At 39.4% G+C, this 18,545-nt stretch carries 19 protein-coding genes, 1 tRNA gene and 1 pseudogene; 3 read left to right on the top strand and 18 right to left on the bottom strand.

The genetic code is table 11. The features are described 5' to 3' along the window. The 14 genes and pseudogenes from WBM98_RS15655 to WBM98_RS15590 form a co-directional block, all read right to left on the bottom strand. Window positions 1-347, bottom strand: a pseudogene (locus WBM98_RS15655) (hypothetical protein); the annotation flags it as partial. Window positions 348-365: 18 nt separating this feature from the next. After that, window positions 366-1,433, bottom strand: a complete 1,068-nt coding sequence (gene corA / locus WBM98_RS15650; protein WP_424366961.1) for a magnesium/cobalt transporter CorA — start codon at window positions 1,431-1,433, stop codon at window positions 366-368. Between the two features lie 79 nt (window positions 1,434-1,512). Continuing rightward, entirely contained in the window at window positions 1,513-2,358 is an 846-nt protein-coding gene (locus tag WBM98_RS15645) for a mechanosensitive ion channel family protein (protein ID WP_424366960.1), read from the bottom strand. A gap of 19 nt (window positions 2,359-2,377) precedes the next feature. Beyond that, window positions 2,378-3,745 (bottom strand): NAD-dependent succinate-semialdehyde dehydrogenase, encoded by a 1,368-nt coding sequence (locus WBM98_RS15640; protein WP_424366959.1) that lies wholly within the window; start codon window positions 3,743-3,745, stop codon window positions 2,378-2,380. A 15-nt stretch (window positions 3,746-3,760) separates the two neighbouring features. Then, entirely contained in the window at window positions 3,761-5,341 is a 1,581-nt protein-coding gene (locus tag WBM98_RS15635) for a biotin carboxylase (protein WP_424366958.1), read from the bottom strand. Continuing rightward, window positions 5,338-8,103, bottom strand: coding sequence for an aminotransferase class I/II-fold pyridoxal phosphate-dependent enzyme (locus tag WBM98_RS15630; RefSeq protein ID WP_424366957.1), 2,766 nt, complete (start codon window positions 8,101-8,103; stop codon window positions 5,338-5,340). Before WBM98_RS15630 ends, WBM98_RS15635 begins: the two co-directional genes overlap by 4 nt. Before the next feature lie 3 nt (window positions 8,104-8,106). Beyond that, entirely contained in the window at window positions 8,107-8,514 is a 408-nt protein-coding gene (locus tag WBM98_RS15625) for a VOC family protein (protein WP_424366956.1), read from the bottom strand. A 10-nt stretch (window positions 8,515-8,524) separates the two neighbouring features. Continuing rightward, window positions 8,525-9,460 carry a carbon-nitrogen hydrolase family protein gene (locus WBM98_RS15620; RefSeq protein WP_424366955.1) on the bottom strand — a complete coding sequence of 312 codons (936 nt, stop codon included), beginning with the start codon at window positions 9,458-9,460 and terminating at the stop codon, window positions 8,525-8,527. Further along, the gene (locus WBM98_RS15615) at window positions 9,457-10,773 is read right to left on the bottom strand and encodes an aspartate aminotransferase family protein (RefSeq protein ID WP_424366954.1); all 1,317 of its coding nucleotides are present in this window, start codon (window positions 10,771-10,773) and stop codon (window positions 9,457-9,459) included. The genes WBM98_RS15620 and WBM98_RS15615 overlap by 4 nt, the downstream gene beginning before the upstream one ends. 101 nt (window positions 10,774-10,874) lie before the next feature. Continuing rightward, window positions 10,875-11,282: a hypothetical protein gene (locus WBM98_RS15610; RefSeq protein WP_424366953.1), complete on the bottom strand. Its 408-nt coding sequence runs from the start codon at window positions 11,280-11,282 to the stop codon at window positions 10,875-10,877. A gap of 307 nt (window positions 11,283-11,589) precedes the next feature. After that, complete coding sequence (locus WBM98_RS15605) at window positions 11,590-12,297, bottom strand: Crp/Fnr family transcriptional regulator (RefSeq protein WP_424366952.1); 708 nt, start codon at window positions 12,295-12,297, stop codon at window positions 11,590-11,592. A 252-nt stretch (window positions 12,298-12,549) separates the two neighbouring features. Beyond that, window positions 12,550-12,729 (bottom strand): hypothetical protein, encoded by a 180-nt coding sequence (locus WBM98_RS15600; RefSeq protein WP_424366951.1) that lies wholly within the window; start codon window positions 12,727-12,729, stop codon window positions 12,550-12,552. A gap of 45 nt (window positions 12,730-12,774) precedes the next feature. Next, complete coding sequence (locus WBM98_RS15595) at window positions 12,775-12,936, bottom strand: DUF1328 family protein (protein WP_424366950.1); 162 nt, start codon at window positions 12,934-12,936, stop codon at window positions 12,775-12,777. Between the two features lie 302 nt (window positions 12,937-13,238). Next, window positions 13,239-13,691 (bottom strand): ferritin-like domain-containing protein, encoded by a 453-nt coding sequence (locus WBM98_RS15590; protein ID WP_424366949.1) that lies wholly within the window; start codon window positions 13,689-13,691, stop codon window positions 13,239-13,241. A 549-nt stretch (window positions 13,692-14,240) separates the two neighbouring features. Between WBM98_RS15590 and WBM98_RS15585 the strand changes: the two genes are divergently transcribed. The 3 genes from WBM98_RS15585 to WBM98_RS15575 all read left to right on the top strand — a co-directional run bounded on the left by WBM98_RS15585 (window position 14,241) and on the right by WBM98_RS15575 (window position 17,071). Then, complete coding sequence (locus tag WBM98_RS15585; RefSeq protein ID WP_424366948.1) at window positions 14,241-14,750, top strand: Dps family protein; 510 nt, start codon at window positions 14,241-14,243, stop codon at window positions 14,748-14,750. A gap of 52 nt (window positions 14,751-14,802) precedes the next feature. Next, window positions 14,803-15,678, top strand: a complete 876-nt coding sequence (locus WBM98_RS15580; RefSeq protein ID WP_424366947.1) for a mechanosensitive ion channel family protein — start codon at window positions 14,803-14,805, stop codon at window positions 15,676-15,678. Window positions 15,679-16,036: 358 nt separating this feature from the next. Then, window positions 16,037-17,071, top strand: a complete 1,035-nt coding sequence (locus WBM98_RS15575) for a helix-turn-helix transcriptional regulator (RefSeq protein ID WP_424366946.1) — start codon at window positions 16,037-16,039, stop codon at window positions 17,069-17,071. A gap of 59 nt (window positions 17,072-17,130) precedes the next feature. On the opposite strand, the gene WBM98_RS15570 is transcribed toward WBM98_RS15575, so the two are convergent. The 4 genes from WBM98_RS15570 to WBM98_RS15555 form a co-directional block, all read right to left on the bottom strand. Continuing rightward, window positions 17,131-17,331: a hypothetical protein gene (locus WBM98_RS15570; RefSeq protein WP_424366945.1), complete on the bottom strand. Its 201-nt coding sequence runs from the start codon at window positions 17,329-17,331 to the stop codon at window positions 17,131-17,133. Next, window positions 17,332-17,679: a hypothetical protein gene (locus WBM98_RS15565; protein WP_424366944.1), complete on the bottom strand. Its 348-nt coding sequence runs from the start codon at window positions 17,677-17,679 to the stop codon at window positions 17,332-17,334. It abuts the gene before it with no gap. After that, window positions 17,679-18,011 (bottom strand): YtxH domain-containing protein, encoded by a 333-nt coding sequence (locus WBM98_RS15560; RefSeq protein WP_424366943.1) that lies wholly within the window; start codon window positions 18,009-18,011, stop codon window positions 17,679-17,681. Before WBM98_RS15560 ends, WBM98_RS15565 begins: the two co-directional genes overlap by 1 nt. 421 nt (window positions 18,012-18,432) lie before the next feature. Continuing rightward, window positions 18,433-18,514, bottom strand: a tRNA-Leu gene (locus tag WBM98_RS15555). Window positions 18,515-18,545: the final 31 nt, after the last annotated feature.

The raw sequence follows: 18,545 nt of genomic DNA, 5'->3' as shown, positions 1-18,545 counted from the left end.
GCCTCATACAATAGTTGGTTTACATTAAAGAACGCTTCGTGCAAGGAAAGGTCTGCATATTCTTCCCACATCCTTTCATCAAGCATCTCATTGGAAATGTTCTCGATCTGCCCTTTGTTCAATCGATTTTTAAAAATATAACCCAATACAATTTTGGCGGCATCCTCAGGCTCATGATCCGTCAAAGACATCAAGCACATTTCTTTCAGCTCCACCGGTTTCAGCTCAGAAACATCGGAATACTCCATGATTTCAAGCATGTTTGTATAGTCTTGATTCGTCCAAGAATTCGGCAATTCATGGATGGTCTTAAAATGCAACCGTTCCACTTTAAAGGATGACTTCATATTTTTCTCTATGTTTCATTAAAACCATTTTCTTTTTCTAAAATAAATCAGCATGGCAATGGCCAAGGCCAACATAACGCCTAGCATGATAAAATAACTGTATTCAAAGTGTAGTTCAGGCAGCACCTCAAAATTGGTCCCATAAATTCCGGCGATAAAGGTTAAGGGAATGAAGATTACCGAAAAAATGGTAAGGAATTTCATGATGTCGTTCAACTTACTGCTTATGGTGGTATGATAAAGGTTCAACTGATCAGTTAAAATCTCCCGATAGCTATCTGAAGAATCGTTAGCTTGATTAATGTTGTCAAGAAGTTCCTTGTAATGAACATAAGTGCTTTCATAAATGAATTCGGACTCCATTTTTGAAAGTGCCAAGATCATTTCCTTTGCCGGCCTAATATTTCTTCTAATAAAATTCAATTCCCTTTTATAGGCATTGATTTTTTTTATTACCGAAGTGTTGGGTTGGTTTTGGCCGATATGCTCCTCCAAAACCTCTATTTTCTCACCTAGCACACCGATAATATAAATATAGTTGTCTATAACTATGTCCAATAAGGCAAAGGCCAGATAATCGGTCCATCCATTGCGAATCCTTTTTTTCTTTTTCCTAATCCGTTCCCTAATGGGCTCGAATACATCGCCTTTAGTCTCTTGAAACGATATCAATACGGATTTTGTCAAAATCAAGCTTAGGTTCTCAACTGCAATCAATCCCGTGTCCTCTTTCAACTGGAGCATTTTAATAGAAATGAGAATGCAGTTATCATGTTCAAAAACGGTGGGTCGTGCCGTGGTATTCATGACATTGGCCAACACTAGATCATCCAATTCAAAAACCTTGGCAATTTCTCCCATTAAAACAGGATTGTGCAACCCATCTATATTTAGCCAGGTCACTGTCTTTTTGTCTTGGTACCTCTGTATTTCCGCTACTTCCTTTAGGGCATTTTCCTCTAACTTTTGGGCGTCAAAGTCGATTACCCGTATCGTTACCTCTTCCGATTTTTTTATACCTCTGAATAGAAGTTCGTCAGGTGCCAACCCGATTTCGTATTTCTGTTTTTTAATGAATCGCGCCATAATGGTTTAGGTAAATCAACTTATTTCATGATATTCAATTATCGAGGTAAGAAAATAGATTTTTGCGGAATTTGAATTTCTATTTTTTTTTGGTGGCATTCGATCTGACATGTAAATCCATTTGAGGGAATGGTATAGTGATATTGTGTTCCGCAAACTTCCTATTAATGATTCTTCGGATATCACTTTTCACTTTTCCTATTCTAAAGCTATTATCACTAAAAAACAACAACTGAAAATCCAATGAGGAATTGCCAAAATCCATTAAGCGGGCTTCAACCCATTCCTTGCTAAAAATATCAGGATGCTCCATTGCGCTTTCTTCCAAGATGTTAATAACTAGATCGACATCACTACCATAGGCCACCCCAACATCAATTTTAAACCGTGTTTTTTGCGACTGATGACTCCAATTGATTACTTTATTGGTGGTAATCAATGAATTTGGGATTATTATTGAAATGTCATCCCGGTTCAATGCCTTGGAAGTTCGAAAACCAATACTTTCGATTTTCACAACATCGCCATCTATTTCCAAAACATCGTCTATTTTAATGGATCTTTCAGAAAGCAGGATGATGCCAGATATAACATCGTTGAATGTTTGCTGTAGACCCAATCCTACACCAACAAGTAAAGCCGCAGATCCAGCCAATAGAAAGGTGACTTTAATGCCGATAGTCTCTAAAATAAATGCAATGGCGATTACCCAAATTATATATTTAATAATTTGGAACAGGGCATAAATACTGCCGGCATCAAGTTTAGTGAATTTGTACCTTCTAAATAAGGCCTTTTTAAAGATCCAAAGTGCTATTTTGGTAATCATTAAAATTAACAGAATAGTTATGAGTTTAGATACTTTCAACGTATAATCCCCTAAGGTGAAGATTTCAAATTCCAAAATTTCATTCAATATTTCCATGAAAACAATGCGGTAAGAATTAAACAATTAAATCTTTTAAATATATGGTTTTTCGATTTACAAACTCCATTATTCCGTCCTTTGCCAATTCACGACCATACCCTGACTTGTTAGTGCCTCCAAAGGGTAATCTCGGATCTGATTTTACCAATTCGTTTATAAAATACGCACCATCACCAACCCTATCCGCATATTGTAATGCCAATTCAGTATTAGTAGTACAAACAGTTACTCCAAGGCCATACTTCGATTGCCCGGAAAGGTCAAAAGCATGATCCATATTTTTTGCTTTGATCATGGCAGCCAAGGGCCCAAAGGTCTCTTCATCAAAAGCAGTCATTCCTGGTTCTACATTCCCCAAAATAGTAGGTTCATGATAACAACCGTGTTGATTTCCTCCAAGTAACAATTCAGCCCCTAGCTTTATGGATTCCTTTACTTGAAGATTGAGTTGGTCCGCCAAGTCTTTTCGGGCCAAAGGTCCAACTTGGGTCGTTTCATCCATCGGATCCCCAGATTTCAATTTACGAACGGCTTCCGTAAATTTGGAAACAAATTCATCATAAATACCTTCAACCAAAATAAAGCGTTTTGCCGCAATACAACTTTGTCCACAATTGAGCATTCTAGCTGTAATTGCCGTTTTTACGGCTTTATCGATATCCGCATCTTCCAAAACTATAAAGGCGTTATTTCCCCCAAGTTCCAAAAGCGATTTTTTGATATGCCTGCCGGCGATTTCAGCAACTGCCGAACCAGCTTTTTCGCTCCCCGTCAACGTAACTGCCCTTACACCATCATGTGAGATAATATGCTCGGTTAGGTCGTGATGCACAATTAGATTTTGAAATACATTGGGTGGAAATCCGGCTTTTGCAAAAATCCCTTCTATGAGTTGGGCACACCCAAAAACGTTTGGGGCATGTTTTAATAAACCGGTATTTCCGGCAGTCAAAGTGGGTGCTGCAAATCGGAAAACTTGCCAAAAAGGAAAATTCCAAGGCATGATGGCGAGAACAGTTCCAATGGGGTCATGTCGCACAAAACTCTGGTCCGCATCGGTGGAAATGACTTCGTCCGCTAAGAATTCGGTAGCATTTTCAGCATAATAATCGCATACCCAAGCACATTTATTCACTTCCGCTCTTGACTCCGAAATAGGTTTGCCCATTTCAAGGGTAATCATTCTAGCATATTCATCCACATTATCCCGCAGAATATTACCAGCTTTTTGAATGAGATTTATACGTTCGGAAAGTGGCACTCTTCGCCACGCTTTGAAGGCATTTTGCGCCTTCTTGAGTTTTGCTGTTGTTTCCTCTTTTGAAAGTGCTGTATAGCAGCCAACTTCCTTATTGCTATAAGGATTTGTGCTTTTGAATTCCATGGGTTAATCGCCGTTTTATTTTGTCAAACTACCTGTTAGTATAACCTGCTCCCGTTTGTCTTCCACAATTTCGGAAATGTACTTTGAACGGATGGCCTTAATCCAGTTTTTCGCTCTTGTATTCAACTTAAAATCATCGGTCATCATACGTCCCCTAGAAACTAAAATACCTAAATCCGCTCCCTCATAGAGGTAATCGCCTTTCTTGGAGATATGTAAAAAGAAAGCCTCATTTTCGGTTTCAACGGCTCTTCTATGGGTATCCATACGGTCGAATTGAATGTGACCGTTATCAAACATTTTATAAATACCGGAAGCTGGTGCCTCCGATACATATTCAACAGTATCTTCGGTGTGTTTGATAATCAATTGACTCCATCCGTCAATGTTATCTTGCTTAGCCCAACGTGCGTTAAGGTCGTTGATGTTCAGCTTATAATCAACATCCATCCATTCCAGAATATGAAACACGAATAGAGGAGCATCAGCCAATGCAAAAACCGCATGATTGGTAATGGAACTTGCACCAGTGACCCTTGGGTTCAGCTCTCCAAGATAAATTTCCCCATTGTCTTGATCAATTAGAAAATCAAGTTCAAAGTAGCCTTTATAGCCTTCTTTACGCAATTGGTCACCAAAAAGTTGGGTGAATTTCGTTGCTTTTTTCCGAAGTTCAGGAGTAAATGCATTCGGATAGATCTCGTTGCCACACCATCCTCCTTTATAAGGCGTCAATTCCTTGAAACCGACGAGTTCTGTCATCAATGGCGCCACTATGGTACCATGTCTTGTAACACAGGCCTCAATGGCCGAACCTTTACAATTGATGCGTTTCATTACTTTGACTTCCTTCTCTTTTACGATTTCCTCCTCATGTTTTTCGAACTCTTTTTCGTTGGAAATGAAAAAAGTAGTGTGACCTGAATCACCGTATGGCGTTTGAATCACTAAATCCGTTCCGAGGGATTTTGACACTTTATTCAAGTGAGCATAGTCCGTTACTGGAGTTAATACATAGGGCACACAAGGTACCCCTGCTTTTTCAGCGATACGATTGGTATTCACTTTATTGTCCATGAACGTGCGCATCTTAGCTGTTGGGAACATGACCTGTAATCCTAACTTTTTTGCCAGTCTCTCGGTCTTTTCATCAAACATCAGAAACATGGCCTTACCTGCAGTCCTGCCTTTTTTACGGGTCTTTAAATAGTCCTGAACCTCTGGGTGCTGCAATAGGTAGTTGTTGATATCCTCAATACAGGTAAACTCATCATGGGGAATTTCTTCTTTGGGCGAGAAAACATTGGGGTGCTGCCCATCAAAACATTCGATATGACAGATGAATTTAAAACCTTTGATCCATTCGTCGGCACCTAACATATTGAAGTTGGTGGCACTGATGAAATATAATGGCACTTCGTTTTTATAAAAAAATCTTCGAATGTCGGCAACGCCGTTAAGCATTTCCGGAGCTGAAGTCTTTTTTACCACGGTTGCTTTTTTATCGTTGACAACTATCTTTTTTTTTACTGGTATTACTTTTTCATTCTTGACGGCTATCTTTTTCTTTGCTGGTATTACTTTTTTAGCACTCATACGTTTTCTTTAATTTTTTTAGATTTTTTATTACTTTTTTGCATGCCCATGGCTCCCATGGAAGTTGTCGTTTTATGACGGTCCAAAACACTTTCCCGGAATACCCTAAGACCTAGTTCTGCCCTGTACCCATGAATTTCGCTAACGTCCAAAGCGGTTAGGAAATTGATGATTTCTTCACTAACCACTTGTCCAGGAACAAGTACCGGAAAACCAGGGGGATACGGAATTACAAAAGTGGATGCCACCAAAGTTTTGCCTTTTTCCATAACGGACAAACAATTGTTCAGTGGTACATATTCGTAATTTTCTTCTTCATATGCCAAAAAGTACGCTGCTCGGATATTGCCTCCAGGCACGCCTGGGACCGCTTGAAATGAGTGGTGGAAATAACTAAAATCGGGCAACGGTGGCACTTCCTTGGTCAAGGAATGAATTCTTTTTTGTAGAATTTCCTGTTCCTTGGAATTCAATGCCTTAAACTCTTCATCCAATTCATCCGCGATTCTTAGTAATGCATTGGTGAGGTAGGTAATACTTCCACGCGTGGTCCCTATATTGGTCATAAAGAGAACCGTGTTTCTAGACGTCTTATTTATCTGGATATTAAATTTATCCATGAGATACTTATTCTTAAAAGTATCCCCATCAACACCGGTTTTACCTACATACAAGGTTATTTTAGTCGGATCTAAGACAAATTCGTCATTTTCCCAAGCTTCTTCCATTCGGTTCCATCCTTCTTCTTTTGAGTAATATTCTTTCAACCCCGATTGACGATAGGTATCCGGAATAAAATTACGTACTGTTAGGATGTCAAAATATTTGCTCAATTGGGGATTGTCATTTATTTTGGCGCGGAGTACCATGGCCATTTCTATGCTTTTTTCCACCAACTCAAAACCTTCCAACTGTACTTGTCTACGACCCACATCAAGGGAAGCCAACATTTGATAATTTGGCGAGGTAGAAGTATGCGTCATATAGGCTTCCAAGAAAGTTTCTTCACTTTTTCGTCTAAAATCCTCGTCCCAAATATGAATCATGGAACCTTGCCTAAAACTACTCAAGGTTTTGTGGGTACTTTGAGTGGCGAATGCCCTTATACGTACCTTATCCGGATCGGGTAGTATTGAAATGTCATTTGCCCCCAGTGATCCAATATATGTGGAATATTGTTTTTTATAGTCGCTACTTTTGTATTTGTCGTATAATTTGTTTGCGGTAAACATGGCAGTCCGTTGTTTATAATTGGTGCCGAAACTTGCAAAAGCGAACCACGCTTCGTCCCATAAAAAAATCATATCCGGCTTTATGGCCAAAACTTCTTCCATCACCCTTTCAACGTTATAGACCAAACCATCAAAGGTGCAATTGGTCAATAACAGCATTTTAGCCTTATTCAACCTTCCGGCAGCTTTCAACTGCAGTAATTTGCTTTTGATCTGCTGAAGGGGAACAGCCCCGTACATCGAATATTCCTCGATAGGATATGAATCGAGATACACCGGAAAGGCTCCTGATAAAACCAAACCGTAGTGGTGCGACTTATGGCAATCCCTGTCGATCAACACGACATCGCCGGGTTGTACCAGAGCCTGCATTACGATCTTGTTTGCGGTAGAAGTACCGTTGGTAACAAAGTACGTATGTTTTGAACCGTAGGCATCACGTGCCAATTCCTGAGCTTTCTTTAAAGGCCCAGTAGGTTGTAGCAACGAATCGAGGCCTCCAGTAGTCGCAGAGGTTTCTGCCAGAAACATATTTCTTCCGTAGAAATCGCCAAAATCATTGATCCATCGTGATTTAAATACCGAATTTCCACGGGAGATAGGCATTGCATGAAAAACACCGGTGGGCTTTTGGCTGTATTCTACCAAGGCTGAGAAAAAGGGTGTATTATACCTTTCAGCAATACCACGCATGATGGTCAAATGTAATTCTTGTATATCTTCCGTCTGATAGAAGATACGCCTAAAACTTTTAATTGTGCTGTCCTTTAAATATCCCAAGGCGGTATCAGTCACATAATAGGCATCCAATTCAGGTCTGAATTGTTTGATTAAAGTGCCGATCAAAGGGCCAAGATCTGTTTCAGGTTTTGTTGAGTAATCCAACTTGGTTACCTGTTGTATATAGGGTTTAATGAGCGGAGTAATGAGTTTGGAATGATAGGGAGGCGCATACCGCACTACGACTGCCTGTATGTTGTGGTTAAAAAGCAAGGCGATCATCGCGTCTTGAAACGATCGTTGTACGATTATACCATAGGTAAATTTGTCTTTAGGCGCGTGTAGATTTCTAAAACTATTTTTGAGCTCATCCTCTTCTTCCACCGACATATTGTCGACGAACAAGACTTCAAAATGATTTTTTCTGATGGTGTTGAGCTGTTCGTGCTCTTCAACGGATTCTATGCTATGCTCGTCATAGTTCAGAAAATCAGGATTGCGCTTATAACTATCCCCTACCAGTTGTTTTGTGGTTTCTGATACTAAATTGGCCAAGGAGGTATGTTCATTTTTCAAAAGGGCCTTTTCAAGTTTTTGAATACGCACCATCCCTGGAGTGGCGAAATAAACCGCCACGCTTTTTAAATCTTTTAAAATCGATTTTGCATCACTTATGTATTTTTTTTCATTTGCAGACCCTTTTTTGCATCTTGCCAATTCGGCTGTGACAATTTTTAGTTTGTTCCAGTAATCAACCCTTAGTTGGCCGATGTTATAATATGGTGCTGTTTTTATGTTTGTTTTAATCACAGTTTAGTTTTTAGAGTATAAGGCTAATTTATTCCCTTGGGAATCGATAAAAATGGCAAAATAACCCATCTCTTCACTAATAAGGGTTTTAGACATTATAATCCGCCCACCCGCTTCTTCCACTTTGTTCAAGACATTGCTCAAATCCTTTCCCCCATTGAGATAGACCAAGGGGCCACAATCACTGGGCACATATCCTTGACCTGCAATTACGCTACCACCAATGCCTGTTGTGGTAGGAAAAAATGCCATGGCATTCTCATTCGTGTTTTGTTGTTCCATGGTAATACCGAAAATGTGATTGTAAAAATTGACCGCCTGTTGAAAGTCAATGGCCGGTATTTCAAACCAACTCACATAATCTTTGATTCCTACTGATTTTTTCTTTTTTCCTTGAGGTACTCCTCCCATAGTTTTTGTTTTAATTTAAGCCATCCCCTTTGTAATGTATGGGTGATGAATGATGTTCTAGTTTGTCTTCCTTTATTATTAGTTCTGTCAATTTATCCAGTCGGTTAGGTTTTATCAGTGGCCCAAGAGAATCAAGATAGGGATGCGGGGCATCTGGTTGATATATTTTGAATTGACCTAAATGATCCCTGAAACTTTTCAACGGCTGGCCTAGGCGTAAGATGCCCAATTCACGGCTCCTTTTCACCCTAGAGATATTTAATTCAAGTGGAATAATTTCCTCAGTCCCTTCTGATTGGTGTATGACAAGACCATCTGGTCCGCAGACTATTGAACGTCCGGTACCCCCTGTATCCAATCCATTAACATCGAAGAAGTAACATTGATTCACAGAAGCCATTGCCCTTACAATGGACAACTCAATATCGCGATCTATGGTACCCGACATGGTAGGATGAAGTATGACCTCTGCACCCATTGCTGCCAATGTTCTTATTGTTTCCGGGAACCACATATCGTAACATATAGACACCCCGAATCTTCCTACCTCCGGCACATCGAACACACAAAATTCCGTTCCAGCGGTCACGCCGACCTCGTAAGGATAGAAGGGAAACATTTTACGATAGCGCGTTACGATTTCCCCTTTTGGGTTGATAACAGTCGCGGTATTATATATGTTACCATTGCTCTTTTCGAATATCGAACCAGGAAGCAGCCAAATGCCGTATTGCTTCGCCTTGGCTTGCATTTCTGCTTCAAAATTATTGGGTATGGGTTGTGCGGTGTGAGTTAATGGGCCAAAGGCGCATAACTCACTGAACATGATCATTTCTATCCACGGATAAAGATTCATGGTGATATCTATTTTCAGCTTCATCATTTCCACATTGGAAGCGACTGCCGATACTTTCATTTGTACTCCTGCTATTGCGAATGGTTTCATATATTATTAAGCGCTTTTTTAATTTCGTTTTCCAAAATGGATAATCCTTTCTTCAATTGTTCGTCTGTAATGACTAACGGGGATAATATGCGAAGCACATTTTTATACGTCCCTGCACTCAATACGATCAAACCGTTTTCTGCACAACCTTTAACGATTCGTCCGCAAATTTCAGAATTGGGTTGCCTAGGGTCTCCATTTTTCACAAACTCAATGCCGATCATCGCACCAATGCCCCTGACATCACCTATTGCGGGACATTCCTTCATTAAGTTATTCAATCGGGATGAAATGATATTGCCTACTTCCACCGCTCGCTCGTTCAAATTAATTTCTTTCATATATTTAATAGTAGCCGAAGCTGCGACACAACAAATGGGACTACCAATATAAGTGCCTCCAATAGAGCCTGGGGCTGCGGCATCCATGATTTCTGCCTTACCAACTACTGCTGCAATCGGAAGTCCGGATCCCATTGATTTTGCATATGTGCTAATATCGGGCTGTACCCCATAATGCTGCCAACTCGCCCAATGACCCGTGCGACAGAATCCGCTTTGTACTTCATCCATGATCAACATAATCCCATGTTCATCACAAAACGCCCTCAATCCTTCCAAATATCTTTTAGGAACAGGATTAAAACCACCTTCACCTTGTATCGGTTCAATAATAATGGCTGCAAGCTCAGTTACATCCACAAGATTTAAGGCGCTTTCATGAAGTCGTTTAAGTTCAATATCCACAAATTTATCCAAGTCACTTTCTCCATGATACCTATAAAAATTGGGAAAAGGAAGCCTGTATACCTCTGGTGCGAATGGACCACAATTATACTTATAACTCACTTTACTTGTCAAAGTCATTGCCATCATGGTTCTGCCATGATAAGCGCCTGTATAACAAAGAACCGCTGACTTTTTTGTGGCTTGTCGAGCGATTTTGATCGCATTTTCAACAGCTTCCGCCCCTGTGCTGACCAACATCACTTTTGTTTTTTCCCCATGAGGTAGAATTTCTGCCAACTCCTCACATAGCTGAATGTACGGTTCATACGTCACTACATTAAAACTGGTGTGTAAATATTTCCCAGCTTGCTCACGTATTGCTTCTACAACTGGTTCAGGGCAATGTCCGGCATTCACGACACCAATTCCGCCTGCAAAATCGATAAGTTCACGGCCCTCTACATCAATAATAATGGCGCCTTTTGCTTGTTGTACGGTGGCCGTATTGAATACCCCTACGCCATTGGCCACAACGATCTTTCTCCTATTGAATAGGTCTTGTGACTTGGTCAAATCTTTTATCATATTAAAATTTCAGTTTTTTATAAGATACCATTAATAATATGGTTTGTACTATATTCTCAACTATTGATTCGGATTAGAGACTAAAAGAGCGAGGCCATCTACTACATTAACATTTTGCCTACAATATTACCTGAGAGGTCATAAAGCAGTCTAAGTGTATATAGGCCGTTATTTAAATTCAGCTCATATAGACTTCGATCAGGGGACTGAACATGGTAAATTTGTCGAAGTTCATCCTTATTGGTTTTTTCATCCAATGTAAGTTGTAACCGTTCCGGAATTTTGTCCAAGGACACTAAGGTGACTGTTTCCAGCCATTCTCCTTCACTATTGAACAAAGCTGTGCATTTGTTCTTTTTATAGGTAAAATTCACATGCCATTTAAAAACATCCACTTGTTGCCATAAAATATGGGATGCCTTTGGAAATCTTGAATGAAAGGAGCGCAGCACCAAAGGGTTCACAATAGTTCTTTTGTATCTGAACAAACGCTTTAATGATATTGACATAGGTTAATAAATATTTTTTCGATTAGTATTCGATTTGGTGCTGGGGTAATCATTCCAACACTTTTTATTGGAATTGCACCACAGGTCGAAGCTAGTTATGCACCTTTAATCAAGTTTAAAAATGAAACGGATTTATCCTAGTTTAAGGATTCTTCGAAGATGTAGCCGACTTGACTTAACCCAAAGTCTTAAAGTTAGGTTATTATACGTGTGAGAACAGCTACCTAGGTAGCACATGTCTTAAATCATTTCTTTAAATAAAATGGAATGTTGGAGGATTGGTATATGAAACCCCATACAAAGGGTTTTAGGGAATAAATTTTTCCTCGGCAATAGACAATAGTAGCTCTAAGTTCTTGACATTGATCTGCTTGCGACTTACCGAAATCGCACCGCAACGTTTAAGCTCCTGAATGTGCCGACTGACCACTGCCCTCGTCGTACCGATGAGTCCAGCGATTTCCTCATTGGGAAGGTTATTGATCAATTCGAGTTTTCGGGTTTCCCCGTTGATGTTTTTCAACAACAAACTAGAAAGTCTTACCAGTGTATTGTGCAGGGTTACGTCTGTGGCAACATCCATGAGCAGACGCATTCGATTGCCCAAATAATACAATATGGCCTTATGGGCTATTGGATATTCATTGATCCAATTACGCATTTGATCCATTGATATTTTTAAGATTTCAGAAGTATCAAGGGCTTCCCAATAAACATCATGCGGTTTCGTATCCAATAAAGACAATACATCAAAAACGTCGCCATCGGACAAAACAAAAACCGTATGTTCCCTGCCCGTATCCGGATTGGATTTGAACACCTTGATCCTACCGGAAACGATGAAATGGAAGGTAGTGGACACTTCAAGGCTACTTTTAAAGCTTTTAACGTTCCAATTCACCGCGGTCATTGAACCCAATAGTTTGTCGATGGCCTCATCACTGGATTCTTTAAAAAAACTCGCTTGTTGTAAAGCCTTTCGGTACTCGGTAAATTTGATATTTTGATGGTTCATCCAAAACTAAAAATAATAGGTAAGTTAGTGAATTAAATAGGCAATTCGAAATTAAGCACTAGGTTGGTCATTGATGTTTTGGATAGTTGAAGGATTCCCAACAAAAAACTAACACTAGGGCCAAATACCAGCAGATCACCCAAAATAAGAAGTGGCCTCGGTATTCATGCGGGAACTTGAGCACCCTTTCAACCTAAAAAAGCGGATAAACTCCGAAAAGTCATCCGCTCATTGTTGTGTAGTGGCATACTACTAATTATCGTCAGTGGCGTCATCGATTTCATCCCCGATTTCTTCAACGCCTTCTTCCAGGTCATCACCGACTTCCTCAATGCTATCCTCTACCTTTTCCTTTGTTGTTTTCTCCCGACAGCTGGTAGCCGCCATTATGGTCATTACTGTGAATAACAACATATATACTGTTTTTTTCATTCTGTGTGTTTTTAAGGTTCTTAATTTTTTTTCTTCAAATGCTTATTAAATCTTTTTTCTTCCGGTAATCAAGGAGATTATAAAAAGAATTATGAATATGAAGAATAATATCTTGGCGATACTGGCAGCACCTGCTGCAATACCTCCAAATCCAAAAATTCCAGCAATAATCGCCAATATGATAAATGTGATTGTCCAACGTAACATAATGATTTGTTTTAAAGGTTAATACTATTCGCAGCAAGCTATCTTACTCGCTATCAAAACAAAGTTGCAAAAATGTAACGGTCTGGCTTAACGCTATCGCAACAATGCTTTGCTCTTTTGTAATGATTGATTATCAGTGATTTATAAAAATATGCTTTGTTTCTTTGGAAAATCTTCACCTGAAATCCTATAACTAAAATGCTTCGATTCCCAAAATAACACCCTTGCCGTATGTCTCTATAGAACATAATAAAAGGAGGCCATATGCCTCCTTTTATTGAAATGCTTCCTATCATATCATGTTATGATCTGATATCCTCCAAAGTCTTGATGGTATTGAATCCGACTTCGATAGCGTTACACTGTTTTTTCAGTAACAACTCCGTACTTGGAGGCAAAGCCGTTTCATTTAAAACCTCTTTATACTCTTTTACAGCGGCTTTTTCTCCTCGAATAGCCTCTTCCAACATAGCTTCCTCACTGTTAGAGGTGAACATGGCTTTGATGTCCATCCAGGTACGATGTGCTTTAGAGGTCATGCTATCGCCCTTTTCGACGTCCTGACCAAAAGATTTGATTTCCGTTTTCAACTCATGCCCAAACGTGTAGCGTTGCTTTGCTTTTCGTTCAAAGAACCCTTTTAAATAATTATTCTCAGTGTTCTCCGCGGCCTTTTTGAACCCTTTCTCCGCGTCATAGGTTTTTTCCAAAAGGTCGTTCAATTTGTTTCCAATAGTTTCTGTATATGTATTCATACGTTAAAATATTTAAATGGGCAATGCATTTGCTTTTCAGATGCGCATCGCTTTACATCTTCGGCGCTTTCCTTCCATTTACCTGCACTACGTAGCACTCACTTCACTCTTTACGTTTCCTTAAACCCGTTTTAAATTCCATTTTAAGTGCATTGGGTCATACATGTAAAAGGAATGGCGCTTGTCTTTTAAACTGGTACAAAGATAAAGTAGGTCCTCGGGGTCGCTTTGTTCATTTACATAAAGCCTTGACTCATTTCAAAATCAAGTCAATCCTTACACCCGTAGTATAAGAAGGGATGCAAAAAAACCCGAAGTTGGTTACTCCCCACCTACCTCACTTTTAATGCATGGGTATTGTCGTTCACTTACCATGAATTTTAGTTGCTTCTGGCCTACCTTCCCATGAAACGCCATTACGATAACAATCGGTATATGTGTCAACATCAAAAGCAAAAGAGTCAAGGAGCCTTACATAAGTCCTTTAAATTTGTGGTGTACTGAAAATGACGTGAGAGCCACGTTAAGAAAAAACTTAAAAATTACTTTATGAATTATTTAAATATGGATGACAAAAAATTAGTGCCCGTTGTAGCAGAATTGAATCAATTATTGGCTGAATACAATGTGTATTATCAAAAAATGCGAAGCTTTCATTGGAATGTTCTTGGAAAGAACTTTTTTGATCTTCACAATCAGTTCGAGGAGCTATACAATGATGCCAAAATAAAAATCGATGAAACAGCAGAGCGGATTTTAACCCTTCGTTATCATCCGGTAAGTACGTTCGGTGAATATTTAAAATTGGCTGAAATAGAAGAAACATCAGCCCATATTACAGATGTTGAAATGGTGGGTCATATTCTCAAGGACCATCAAACCCTTCTAAAACAAATGAAAAAAGTTATAGACAAAGCCGAAAAAGCAGGAGATGAGGGAACGATAGATATGATAGGAGCCTATATTGGGGAATTGGAAAAATCGAGTTGGATGTTGGATGCATGGAACAGAAAAACCGCAGACCAGCTGAAGAAAATCGAAATGAGCAAGGCTTCTTAATATAGTACACATAGAAATATATTAAGAAATAAAATCAAAATATTCCATAATCATGAACACTAAAATACAACAATCCTTTTCTGACATTTATGACAAGCTTGTAGGATGGATGACATCATTCATCGAAAGTCTACCCAACATTCTTGTGGCAGTAATGGTAATGGTCATATCTTATTATGCGGCCCGTTATGTGAATAAATGGATGGAGCGATTGGCCTCCAAACGCATTTCACAAGACAGTATTTCAAAACTGATAGGAAGGGTTTCCGCGGTAATTGTGGTCTCACTAGGATTGATTTTAGCCTTGGGTGCATTGGATTTAAGCAAGACCTTGAATACGTTATTAACAGGTGCAGGAATTTCCGGTTTGGTGATTGGTTTAGCGCTTCAAGGTACTTTATCCAATCTGCTATCGGGAATTATCCTCTCCTTCCGTAAGAAAATAGAAATCGGGCATTGGATCGAGACGACCGGATATTCTGGCGAAGTTGTCGATATCAATCTTAACAGCCTCGTTTTAAAGGAATTCGATAATAATTTGGTCATCATACCCAACAAGCTTATTATCGAAAACCCCTTAAAAAACTATTCCATTACCGAAAAAATGCGAATAGCAGTAACGTGTGGTGTAGGTTATGAATCAGATTTGAATGAGGTTGAAACGTTGGTCAAAGAAGCCATATCTGGCATTTACCAACAACATAATGGTAGTGAAATCGAGGTTTACTTTAAGGACTTTGGTGATAGTTCGATCAACTTCGTTACGCGATTCTGGGTCGATGCAACGGATGCCAAGAATAGATTAGAGGCAAAAAGTGTTGCCATCATGGCCATTAAGAAGACCTTCAAAGACAACGACATCAACATCCCATTCCCTATTCGTACGCTTGAATTCAATAGCAACCTGAATCTCAAGAACGTCAATTAGCACTAGACTGTCAATCAGCATTGATTTTTAATACCCTACTCCATCGTCATAACACATTCCAAAAATAAATAGCGCCTAAAGCATAGATTTTGTAAATATCGCAGAAATTGGACTTCTTTATTAGTAAGGGGTTCGATAAAACAAAAAGATTGATTTGGTCCGTTTACAAAAGGTCCCTAGAAATAGGGGCTTTTTCGATTTACCGATTAAGCAAAACCCTTTCTATCTATGTCGTTTTTTGTGGAAACACAAAGCCATCTGCATTAAAAAAATTCCTACATTCGTTTCAGGCGTGCTTTAAAAGAGCCCGTTTTTTTTAAATAATCTAAATCATTTAAATAGCGCTTATCTATTCGTTATGACTGAAATAGTAATCGATGCTAAAAATACAGAAGGAACCGTAAAACAGCTTCGTGTTGCCCTTAGGGGCGCCATTGAAGAGCGATGGGGCGAGCATACCTTGACAATGGACAATGATCTGGCGAAAGGAACGATTCGCTTTATAACTTTCGATTGGGGAGTGAACCTTTTGGAGTATGATATTACTTTTTTTGATGATATCTGTCTTATTATGGATGCATCAGAATTCAACCCTATACATTTTACCTACTGTTTAGAAGGGCATTGTGGGCATCGCTTTGGCTATCAATCCGAACCTGACATCAAAACACTCGAACAATTTCAATCAGTTATCATTACCTGTAAGGATGGGGGTTATAATTATTGGTATTTTCCAGCCAATAAGAAGTTGGAAATCAATGTTATTCAAATTACGAGGAGGCATTTTTTAAAAAGGCGTCTTTCTAATCTGGATGCCCTTAACAAGAGACTTTATGAAGTTTTCTTGGATACCGATCACGAAAATACTTTTGCCTACTTTGGGGCATACAACTTAAAATTGGCGAACAAGATAGGTGCCCTAAGAAAGATAAAATCAAAAGGAATGATCCGTATGATGATGATCGAGGGAATGATTTATGAAATTCTCTCCTTGCATATTCTTCAGCATGATAAAGCGGTCAAGAACAAAGCCCCAAAAACAAGCTTGCTCCATTCAGAATTGAAAATTGTGCGCAAACTCGCAAAAAGGATTGCCAACGATGTCTCCCAAGATTATTCCTTGGAACAACTATCGCTTGAGTCAGGGCTCTCACAGGCAAAACTACAAGAAGGATTCAAGAGTATTTACAAAAGAACCGTTACCGAATATATCAGGCACACCAGATTAGAGGTGGCACGGGATTTAATACGGACCACAGATTTGAATATCTCACAGATTGTATATACCATCGGGTTCAGTAGTCGAAGTTATTTCTCGAAGATCTTCAAAAATAAATATGGGATAACACCAAGCGAGTTTCAAGAAAATGCCTTGATTACTGTTGAGGCATAAAAAAAGAACGCTCTTTTAAAGAAGCGTCCTTTCCTAACAACCGACCAATCAAATATTTTTCACTTGAATAGCTTTCCCATCCAATAAATGATCCCATATTTTTTTGCGGCTGACAAGGCTATGTTGAGCCATTTGTACGCGCTCAAATCCTGTTTAATCCCCAGTTTCAAATATTTCATTTCTTCCAAAGCGATTTGACGCTCCAGACGCAATCTTTTTAGGTCCAATTCTATCTCTTCAAGGTTATTGTACGTTTTCATTTAATCGAAAAATTGTTTTGAAATTTTTTTAACTATTACCGAATCTATTTTCCTCCTGAATATATAGAGCAATGCACTTATCATAACTAAAATAGAAGCGACGATCAAGCAGGCGAAAACCATATTTTCGATAAGCTCGCCCAAGGCCAAGGTTGCAGCCACGACCGCAAGGATCAATCCCAAGAACAGGAAACTACCAACGAGTAGCAGCTTACAAAACATGCCTGTCAGGGTAGCGATCTGTTGAAACACTTTTAACTGGTAATATTCTTGGGTCTTTCTATAATATACCTCGCCAACATCAAGGGCTTTATCAGTAGTCTGGTTTAAAGATTCAATAATACCCATTACGATGTTTTCTGTAGTTTTTTGTTCTTATTTTTTAACGCTGCAAGTTTTCGTTCCAATGTGGTGATAACATCCTCGGTTTTATAACTTACGTCAGAAACTATACCTTCCATTCGTGTTTCGAGCGTCTCCGATTCGGAGGAAATTTTTGAAACCACCCTATCCTTCAAATCCATTGCGTTATTCGTAATCGATTCTTTTGTGGCAGTTGCTTGATCGGCTATTTTTCTGCGTGTTACTTCTCCCTTGTCCGGGGCGAATAAGACTCCCAAGGCCGCTCCGATGGCAGATCCCGCAATGATTGCTAATAATGTATTTCCTGTATTGTTCATAGTATTTTGTTTTAAGTTATATAGCGGCTTTCGCTATTTGTTACTACAAAGATGGGGATTAACCGGCGTTTTGCTTTGCTCAAATACTAAAAAGATCAACGTAAATGAAAGTGTGCAATAAAATGCACTGGCCATAAAAACTTTTCCTATCCCAAACAAAAAAAGCCCCTCGGTTAATAGAAGCTTTCTTCATAAGTACGGGCGGGGAGATTTCCCTTGACTTCGCTCGGGACAGGCTTCTCGTCACTCCCGATAAAATTCATATATCAACAAAAAAGCCCCTCGATCAAGAGAGGCTTTTTGCAATGTACGGGCGGGGAGACTTCCCTCGACTTCGCTCGGGACAGGCTTCTCGCCTCTCCAGATAAAATTCATATATCAACAAAAAAAGCCCCTCGGTTAAGAGAGGCTTTTCCCTTTGTACGGGCGGGGAGACTCGAACTCCCACACCTTGCGGCACTAGATCCTAAGTCTAGCGTGTCTACCAATTCCACCACGCCCGCATAGAATGCTCGATAATCCTTTACGATTATC

This window comes from Maribacter sp. (assembly GCF_049667165.1).
GTDB lineage: Bacteria > Bacteroidota > Bacteroidia > Flavobacteriales > Flavobacteriaceae > Maribacter_A.
Note: the sequence above shows the minus strand (reverse complement) of the source record. Positions and strands in the feature narration are given on the sequence as shown.

Bases quoted from the DNA above. Each gene is read 5' to 3' on its own strand.
- WBM98_RS15640 (WP_424366959.1), bottom strand. From the start codon at position 3,745: ATGGAATTCAAAAGCACAAATCCTTATAGCAATAAGGAAGTTGGCTGC.
- WBM98_RS15625 (WP_424366956.1), bottom strand. From the start codon at position 8,514: ATGGGAGGAGTACCTCAAGGAAAAAAGAAAAAATCAGTAGGAATCAAA.
- WBM98_RS15600 (WP_424366951.1), bottom strand. From the start codon at position 12,729: ATGAAAAAAACAGTATATATGTTGTTATTCACAGTAATGACCATAATG.
- WBM98_RS15635 (WP_424366958.1), bottom strand. From the start codon at position 5,341: ATGAGTGCTAAAAAAGTAATACCAGCAAAGAAAAAGATAGCCGTCAAG.
- WBM98_RS15645 (WP_424366960.1), bottom strand. From the start codon at position 2,358: ATGGAAATATTGAATGAAATTTTGGAATTTGAAATCTTCACCTTAGGG.
- WBM98_RS15620 (WP_424366955.1), bottom strand. From the start codon at position 9,460: ATGAAACCATTCGCAATAGCAGGAGTACAAATGAAAGTATCGGCAGTC.
- corA (WP_424366961.1), bottom strand. From the start codon at position 1,433: ATGGCGCGATTCATTAAAAAACAGAAATACGAAATCGGGTTGGCACCT.
- WBM98_RS15580 (WP_424366947.1), top strand. From the start codon at position 14,803: ATGAACACTAAAATACAACAATCCTTTTCTGACATTTATGACAAGCTT.
- WBM98_RS15590 (WP_424366949.1), bottom strand. From the start codon at position 13,691: ATGAATACATATACAGAAACTATTGGAAACAAATTGAACGACCTTTTG.
- WBM98_RS15585 (WP_424366948.1), top strand. From the start codon at position 14,241: ATGAATTATTTAAATATGGATGACAAAAAATTAGTGCCCGTTGTAGCA.
- WBM98_RS15615 (WP_424366954.1), bottom strand. From the start codon at position 10,773: ATGATAAAAGATTTGACCAAGTCACAAGACCTATTCAATAGGAGAAAG.
- WBM98_RS15570 (WP_424366945.1), bottom strand. From the start codon at position 17,331: ATGAAAACGTACAATAACCTTGAAGAGATAGAATTGGACCTAAAAAGA.
- WBM98_RS15610 (WP_424366953.1), bottom strand. From the start codon at position 11,282: ATGTCAATATCATTAAAGCGTTTGTTCAGATACAAAAGAACTATTGTG.
- WBM98_RS15575 (WP_424366946.1), top strand. From the start codon at position 16,037: ATGACTGAAATAGTAATCGATGCTAAAAATACAGAAGGAACCGTAAAA.
- WBM98_RS15595 (WP_424366950.1), bottom strand. From the start codon at position 12,936: ATGTTACGTTGGACAATCACATTTATCATATTGGCGATTATTGCTGGA.
- WBM98_RS15565 (WP_424366944.1), bottom strand. From the start codon at position 17,679: ATGGGTATTATTGAATCTTTAAACCAGACTACTGATAAAGCCCTTGAT.
- WBM98_RS15605 (WP_424366952.1), bottom strand. From the start codon at position 12,297: ATGAACCATCAAAATATCAAATTTACCGAGTACCGAAAGGCTTTACAA.
- WBM98_RS15560 (WP_424366943.1), bottom strand. From the start codon at position 18,011: ATGAACAATACAGGAAATACATTATTAGCAATCATTGCGGGATCTGCC.